This is a genomic window from Streptomyces calidiresistens, from assembly GCF_014141525.1.
In the GTDB taxonomy this organism is placed as follows: domain Bacteria; phylum Actinomycetota; class Actinomycetes; order Streptomycetales; family Streptomycetaceae; genus Streptomyces; species Streptomyces calidiresistens.
In genome coordinates this window covers 1-4,524 of record NZ_VKHS01000459.1, presented here as the reverse complement: position 1 = coordinate 4,524, position 4,524 = coordinate 1, and the positions used below count along the sequence as shown (strand labels likewise).

Below are 4,524 nucleotides of genomic sequence, written 5' to 3'. Positions count from 1 at the left end.
GGGTGGTGGTGGGCGGGGTCGTCGCGGTCACGGTTCTCTCCGTTCCTGGTGGCGGTGCGAGGGCCCGGTCGGGCGTCGCGGCTCACAGGAATACCGTGCCCGGCGGGGAGGGTCGGCAGTATTCACGACGTACGTCCCGGACCGGGATTCACCCCTTGAAACGATATGAACAGGGGCGAAGTCGGGACGAGGTGGACGGAAGACGACCGGAAAGGGAGGGCGTGCGCGACGCGCGCCCCGGGGGCGGTGCGATCGACACGCGCCCCGGGGGACTCCCGACCCGCCGGACGGGCCGGTGGACGCGGAAGCGGCCGGGGCACCGCCGGAACCCGAGAACAGGGCGGGGCCGGGGCGTCACCGCAGGTTGGTGAGGTGGAGCCGCCTGTCGGATTCGAACCGACGACCTGCTGTTTACAAGACAGCTGCTCTGACCGGCTGAGCTAAGGCGGCGCGACGGATGCAGTGTACCCAAGCCCTCCCGGGTGAACACGGAGGGTTTTCCACGGGGCGGGTTCGGGGCCGGATCGGTGCCGGGTGATGACAGGACTCACTCCTTCGGGTTAGGTTCACTGCACGTCCACGTACGTGGAGCATCCACCTTTACTCGGATCGTCCGGCACGTTCCTGCCGGTGAAGGAGAGCGTCACCATGGCCTCGGTCACATTCGACAAGGCGACCCGGATCTACCCGGGTTCCGAGAAGCCCGCCGTCGACAAGCTCGACATCGCCATCGAGGACGGCGAGTTCCTCGTCCTGGTGGGCCCCTCCGGTTGCGGCAAGTCCACCTCCCTGCGGATGCTCGCGGGCCTGGAGGACGTCAACGGTGGTGCGATCCGCATCGGTGACCGCGATGTCACCCACCTGCCGCCCAAGGACCGGGACATCGCGATGGTGTTCCAGAACTACGCGCTCTACCCGCACATGACGGTCGCCCAGAACATGGGCTTCGCGCTCAAGATCGCCGGTGTCAACAAGACCGACATCCGCGCGAAGGTCGAGGAGGCCGCGAAGATCCTCGACCTCACCGATTACCTGGACCGCAAGCCCAAGGCGCTCTCCGGTGGTCAGCGGCAGCGTGTCGCGATGGGCCGGGCGATCGTCCGCGAGCCCCAGGTCTTCCTCATGGACGAGCCGCTGTCCAACCTGGACGCCAAGCTGCGTGTCCAGACCCGTACCCAGATCGCGAGCCTGCAGCGCCGCCTGGGCGTCACCACCGTCTACGTGACCCACGACCAGGTCGAGGCCCTGACGATGGGCGACCGGGTCGCGGTCCTCAAGGACGGCCTGCTCCAGCAGGTGGACACGCCGCGCAACATGTACGACAAGCCGGCCAACCTCTTCGTCGCGGGCTTCATCGGCTCCCCGGCGATGAACCTGGTCGAGGTGCCGATCACCGACGGCGGCGTGAAGTTCGGCAACAGCGTGGTGCCGGTGGAGCGCGCCGCGCTCACCGAGGCGCAGAGCAACGGCGACACCCACGTGGTGGTCGGCTGCCGCCCCGAGCACTTCACCATCGTGGAGAACGGCAGCGGTGTCGGCATGGCCAAGGACGACCCGAACGCGGCGGCCGGTCTGGCCGTGACCGTCAACGTGGTCGAGGAGCTGGGCGCGGACGGTTACGTCTACGGCACCGCCGAGGTCAGCGGCGACACCAAGGACCTGGTGGTCCGGGTGGACGGCCGGCAGATCCCGGAGAAGGGCGCCGTGCTGCACGTGGTGCCGAAGACCGGTGAGACCCACGTGTTCTCCAAGAGCACCGGCGCGCGCCTGAGCGACTGATCCACCGGATCATCCGGCGTCACCCGAATCCCTCCGGGTCGGCCGGCGGGCCCCTTCCGCCCCGCCGGCCGACCCGGTGCCGGTTCGACGGCCGGGGGCGGACCCTCACGGGTCCGCCCCCGGCCGTTTCTCCTTCCCGGGTTTTCCGCGACTCCTTTTCCGGGTCGTCGGGTTGTCGGGTCCTCGGAGTCGTCGGATCCTCCGAGTTGTCGGGTCACGGGACTCCCGGGCCGGCGCGCCCCGTCGTGGCGGGTTCCGGGGGCACCCGGGTTCGGGGGTTCCGTCGGCGGGTACGCAGAACGATCGCCCCGCACCGGGAAACACCCGAATCACTCGCTTTCGATCCCGTTCGTCAACACGCCGCGCACGTTCACCCCCCGGGATTCACTCCGTCGAGTGACGCAAGGTGGCCGAACGGGCACCTCTCGCTACGATCGCCTCGACCCGCTCCCGGCCCCGCCACGATCCCGCCGTGACCCCGGCACGCCGTCGCGCCGGTTCCGGCCGGCGAGGACGGCGGGCGGAGCGGCCCGGGAATTGATCGATTCGACGCGAGGAAACCACGTGAACCAGGCAGCCCGCCGATTCGGCAGAACTCTCGCCCTCGTCCTCCCGGTCGTCCTGGTGCTCTCCGGCACCCTCGCCGTCGCCAACGTGCCCTGGTCCGGCGCGACCGACACCACGGTGCTCCCCGCCGGCGCCGGCGAGTACGGCCCGCCCGCCGCCGGGGCCGCCCCGGAGGAGGCTCCCGAGGCGGACGCGGCACCGGAGGCGGAGGCCGCCGAGGCCGGTCCCGCCCCGGAGGAGGCCCTGCTCGAACTGCTGCTGGACGAGCTGCGGCGCACCGACCCCGGTGTGGCGCTCACCACGCTCCAGTGGGAGGTCGAGCGCAATCCCGCGCTGGCCGAGCACTGCCCCTCCCTCGCACGGGAGTTGGGCCGTGCCGCGGTGGTGAAGTACGGCAGCGCCGAGCTGGCCCACCGGCACGCCCGCCCGGTGTGCGACACCTCTTTCGCGATCGGCGTCACCGAGGAGCGGTGACCCGGCTACTGTGCGGGGCATGAACCACGCCTCACAGCCCACGCAGGCGGTGGTCCTGGCCGGTGGCCAGGGCTCCCGCCTGCGCCCGTACACCAACGACCGTCCCAAGCCGATGGTCGAGATACCCGGTACGGGAACGCCGATCATCGGCCATCAGCTGAACTGGTTGGCGGCCGAGGGGGTCACCGACGTCGTGGTCTCCTGCGGTCACCTCGCCGAGGTGTTGCAGGAGTGGCTGAAGGACACCGAACTGCCGGTCCGGGTCAGCACGGTGGTGGAGACCGAGCCGTTGGGTCGGGGCGGCGGGTTGAAGTACGCCGCCGCCGCGCTGCCGCGCCCCGACGAACCCTGGTACGCCACCAACGGCGACATCTGGACCCGCTTCTCGCTCCGTTCCATGGCCGACTTCCACGCCGAGCGGGACGCCACCGCCACCATCGCCCTGGCCCGCCCCCGCATCCCGTGGGGCGCGGTGGCCACCGACGAGTTCGGCAACGTCACCGACTTCATCGAGTCCCCGCCGCTGTCGTACCAGATCAACGCGGGTGTCTACGTCTTCGCCCCCGACTTCGCGGAGTTGCTGCCGGAGCGGGGCGACCACGAGCGGACCACCTTCCCGCGCCTGGCCCGGGAACGGCGCCTGGCGGGCTTCCCCTTGCCGCAGGGCTCCTACTGGCGGGCCATCGACACCGCCAAGGACCTCACCGAGGCGGCCCGGGAGTTGGGCGGCGGAACCCCGAACTGACCCGGACCGACCCGAAACCACCCGAAAACGACCCGTGCCGGATCCCCCGGGCCCCGGCACGGTGGGAGGGGTCCGACGCCCGCCGGAACCCGGCCGGCGGGCGTCGGGCCCCTCCCCCGGAGTCCCATCGGTGGGCGGCGGGCGGCGCCGCCGGTCAGCCGACCCGGAAGGACCGCCGGGCGAACCCCAGCATGTACCCGTCGATGACCGTGCGGGCGGTGTCCGCCCGGCCCGGGGCGGCGCCCAGGGTGAGGAAGATCGGCAGGAAGTGGTCGGCGGTGGGGTGCGCGTACGGCATCCCGGGGGCCCGGTCGCGCCAGGCCGCCAACTCCTCCACGTCGCCCCGGTCCAGCGCGTCGAGCGCCCACGCGTCGAAGTCCGCGGACCAGCCGGGGACGGCCCCGCGCAGCACCATGTCCCGGGTCAGGAACGGCAGTCCGTGCGTCATGAAACCCGAGCCGATGATCAGCACGCCCTCCTCGCGCAGGGGTGCCAGGCGGCGTCCCAGCTCCATCAGCCGGTGCGGGTCCCCCGAGGGCAGCGACATCTGGAGGACCGGCACGTCGGCCTCCGGATACATGGCCATCAGGGGGATCCAGGCGCCGTGGTCCAGACCCCGGGAGGGGTGCCGGTGCACGGGCTCGTCGGCGGGCATCATCGCCGCCACCCGGTCGGCGAGCCGGCTCACATCGGGGGTGTCGTAGCGCAGGCGGTGGTAGCGGGGGTGGAAGCCGCCGAAGTCGTACACCAGCGGGGTGTGCGCGGCCGTCGCCGAGAGGGCGAGCGGGGCGTCCTCCCAATGGGCGGAGACGATCAGCACGGCCCCGGGGCGGGGCATCGACCGCGCCCAGTCGAAGAGTTCCCGGATCCACGGGCCGTCGTCCAGCAGCGGGGGCGCGCCGTGGCTGAGGTAGAGGGCGGGCAGCGGGCCGTCGGCGGGCGTCCAGCGGGGATGGGGC

General features: G+C 71.7%; 4 protein-coding genes and 1 tRNA gene. 3 read left to right on the top strand and 2 right to left on the bottom strand.

Annotated elements, in window-relative coordinates:
- Positions 1 to 373: 373 nt before the first annotated feature.
- Positions 374 to 450, bottom strand: a tRNA-Thr gene (locus tag FOE67_RS17545).
- 198 nt (positions 451 to 648) lie between these two features.
- Here FOE67_RS17545 and FOE67_RS17540 point away from each other — a divergent pair.
- The 3 genes from FOE67_RS17540 (at position 649) to FOE67_RS17530 (ending at position 3,565) form a co-directional block, all read left to right on the top strand.
- Entirely contained in the window at positions 649 to 1,779 is a 1,131-nt protein-coding gene (locus FOE67_RS17540) for an ABC transporter ATP-binding protein (RefSeq protein WP_182665380.1), read from the top strand.
- A 564-nt stretch (positions 1,780 to 2,343) separates the two neighbouring features.
- Positions 2,344 to 2,820 (top strand): hypothetical protein, encoded by a 477-nt coding sequence (locus FOE67_RS17535; protein WP_182665378.1) that lies wholly within the window; start codon positions 2,344 to 2,346, stop codon positions 2,818 to 2,820.
- A gap of 19 nt (positions 2,821 to 2,839) precedes the next feature.
- On the top strand, positions 2,840 to 3,565 hold the full coding sequence (locus FOE67_RS17530; protein WP_182665376.1) for a nucleotidyltransferase family protein: 726 nt from the start codon (positions 2,840 to 2,842) through the stop codon (positions 3,563 to 3,565).
- 154 nt (positions 3,566 to 3,719) lie between these two features.
- Here FOE67_RS17530 and FOE67_RS17525 read toward each other — a convergent pair.
- On the bottom strand, positions 3,720 to 4,524 hold an 805-nt coding region (locus tag FOE67_RS17525; protein WP_182665374.1), incomplete at its 5' end, for a dioxygenase family protein.